Raw genomic sequence first — 2,740 nt, 5'->3', positions numbered from 1 at the left:
TTCCACCAATTACTGCCAATAGTATGATTTTTGGGGATTTAAGCATGTTCATTTTAGCCTAACGTAAAGCACACCAATCACCGAACTCTCAGCGTGCTTTGGTTTTTGGGTTAATGTGTGAATTTAGAAATTGGTTCGCGTCTCGGCGGTGAGGGGATTGGGTGCAGCGTCTTGTTAGTCAGAGGCGGTTTTGTTCGACATCGCAGTTATCAATACCATGAGATTTGAGGAGGTTCAGTACTGAATTCGATACGATTAGTGTGTGATCGCTTGATACAGCTATATCATCAATGCCAGCTCTACCAGATGGTCTAAGCCACTTCCATGAGCCAAGGTTACTATTTGGATGTAGCTCAACGAATTCAGAAGAAACTGAGACTTGAGCATCTGAGATTGAAAAACCAGTGAAGCCTGAATTCTGAAGCAACTCTGCGACTTCGGACTTAATGATGTAGCAAGGAAATGATTCAACAAGGCAGTCTCCTAACCAGCCAGAAAACTCATAATGTAATTTGGTGACAATTGGTGGGTGAACTGTGGCATCAATAATAGAGCTATCACCAAGTTCGCCTGCAACTTCGGGTTCGAGTTCAAAGTAGAGCATGTTAATTTAGACTAACGTAAAGCACACCAACCGAAGACTCGACCAGAAAGCTTTGTTTGTGAGTTTAGAGTTTGAGAGTAGTGAAGATTTTGAAAAGCGTAAACGCGGTCTGAGGTTGGGTGCAGCGTCTTGTTAGCGAAGTCGATGGCTTAGATGTGCTGGTCGCGTACACCTAATCTGGATGAGACAAACTAAGGAAAATCAGGTGATTTTGGAAAGACTAATCTGGATTCGTACTTGGGTTTAAGAATGTACTGAAATGATCTGACCAAGTTCGTCCTGTTTGAAGATGGGGTGGTGAGTGTCCTGAATAGAAGCGACAAGTAAACTGAAGGATCTACATCCTAAAATCTTCAGATTTACGCTAACGTAAAGCACACCAACCGATGACCACTCAGCGTGCTTTGATTTTGGGTTGATGTTGAAATTGTCATGACGGCTCGACTCTCGGCGGGGAAGAGGTTGGGTGCAGCGTCTTGTTCTCCAAAGTTAATTCTGGGCCTTCGACTTCATCTGGATCTGTTGGATATACAGATAAATCTAGATCAATACGTAGTTCTCCAGCGAGAAGTAAGAGTTCGTGAGGAAATGAGAAATTACACCATCCAGGTGGGTAAATGTCAGCTCCAAAATCAATAGATATAAATTCAGCCCCGTGACTATCACGGAGTGAAGCTAGTTCTGTTTGGTGAGTTTGCAGAAAGCCTACAGTGTCTTCTATCTGTTGTTTGATGTTATCGAAGTCAGCATCGCTAACATCAATATTTAGCCCTGAGAATTTGTTCAGAGCCTTGATGCGTTTAGTGCGAGCTTCGCCTTTGCGAAATGATTTAATGACTTTGAGAGAAGTATCTTTAATGAATGAATCAACATCAAAGTTTGATCCTACAGCTCTGAGGACGGTGGACATATTATTTTTAGGAGAACGTAAAGCACACCAATCACTGAACTCTCAGCGCGCTTTGTTTTTGGGTTAATGTTTGAATTGTGAAAATGGCTCGACTCTCGACGGTGAAGGGATTGGGTGCAGCGTCTTGTTCTACAAAGGCAATTTACGGAGCGTAATCAACTCCAGTAATGTAATATGTACCATTATCTTGAGTGTATGGAAAATATAGATCGAACTCTCCGTCATCCAAATCTGGATTGGGAAGTATGCCGCTTACATGGATGACACCATCGACCTTATTTGTGAACTGAAGATCTCTCCCTTTAAGTGAACCAGGTAACTCTATCGGAATGTTTTCCAGAGTCGTATATGTGAGTGAGATCTCAGATGCGTTAAGATCCATGATCGGTTGTATCATGAACTGCATTAAGTGATTGGTTATTTCTTTGGGAGCATTTGGAGGAAGTAGTTCTTTTATACGGCTGCCGTCGTGCATTTCAAATGCGTCTGTAATCGAAGACCCTAAAACCTCACGAGACTCAAAAGTTCTTTGAGCATCTTTGCAGCAAGTTAAGAAACAAGCTGATAAAGTGAGTAAAAAGATGAAGGTGAGATATTTATGTAACATCGATCTATTTAGTAGAACGTAAAGCACACCAACCGAGTACTCGACCAGAAAGCTTTGGATTTAGATTTAAGTGTGAATGTAGTGAAAGGTGAGTCGCGCTCAACCGCGGTACGAGGTTGGGTGCAGCGTCTTGTTCTACAGAGTTAGTTTTCGGAGTTACGTGGGTACATAGCAATACCAATTCCTGCGCAGATCTTACTGCATAGCCCCACCGACTCTTGAGAAATACGCTCAATCACACAGTGGTCTTTAGGTGAAACTTCATAGCCGATATAAAATTCGCGATACAAAGCTGAATCCCAGTCTCCACGTGCTTCACTAGAGAGGTTCTCAATAGATGAACAAAGCAACTGGAGTGTTAAATTGACTGTTTTCATCGGTATTGGGTCGATACAGAGATACCACTTTCCAATGTCGTGAGAAGCTTGAATATAGAAACCAACGTCATCGTTCACCAGCTCTGCAACAAGCGCATCACATTTTGAATCAGACTTAATGATAATTTCGGTAGTTATGTATCTAGAAGATTGAGCCATTTTAGTAGAACGTAAAGCACACCAACCGAAGACTCGACCAGAAAGCTTTGTATGTGAGTTTAGAGTTTGAGTGTAGTGAAGAT

4 protein-coding genes are annotated in these 2,740 nt (G+C 42.1%); all 4 read right to left on the bottom strand.

What is annotated here, in order from left to right:
* Positions 1-178: 178 nt before the first annotated feature.
* On the bottom strand, positions 179-604 hold the full coding sequence (locus ACSHX2_RS15270; protein WP_435693822.1) for a hypothetical protein: 426 nt from the start codon (positions 602-604) through the stop codon (positions 179-181).
* 430 nt (positions 605-1,034) lie between these two features.
* Positions 1,035-1,514 (bottom strand): hypothetical protein, encoded by a 480-nt coding sequence (locus ACSHX2_RS15265; protein WP_435693821.1) that lies wholly within the window; start codon positions 1,512-1,514, stop codon positions 1,035-1,037.
* A 142-nt stretch (positions 1,515-1,656) separates the two neighbouring features.
* Positions 1,657-2,121: a hypothetical protein gene (locus tag ACSHX2_RS15260; RefSeq protein WP_435693820.1), complete on the bottom strand. Its 465-nt coding sequence runs from the start codon at positions 2,119-2,121 to the stop codon at positions 1,657-1,659.
* Between the two features lie 143 nt (positions 2,122-2,264).
* Positions 2,265-2,740, bottom strand: a 476-nt coding sequence (locus ACSHX2_RS15255; protein WP_435693819.1) for a hypothetical protein, incomplete at its 5' end; no start/stop codon positions are given.

The organism is Rubritalea sp., from assembly GCF_051252225.1.
Taxonomy (GTDB): Bacteria; Verrucomicrobiota; Verrucomicrobiia; order Verrucomicrobiales; family Akkermansiaceae; genus Rubritalea.
The sequence above is the reverse complement of the archived record's forward strand: the minus strand, read 5'-3'. Positions and strand labels throughout refer to the sequence as shown.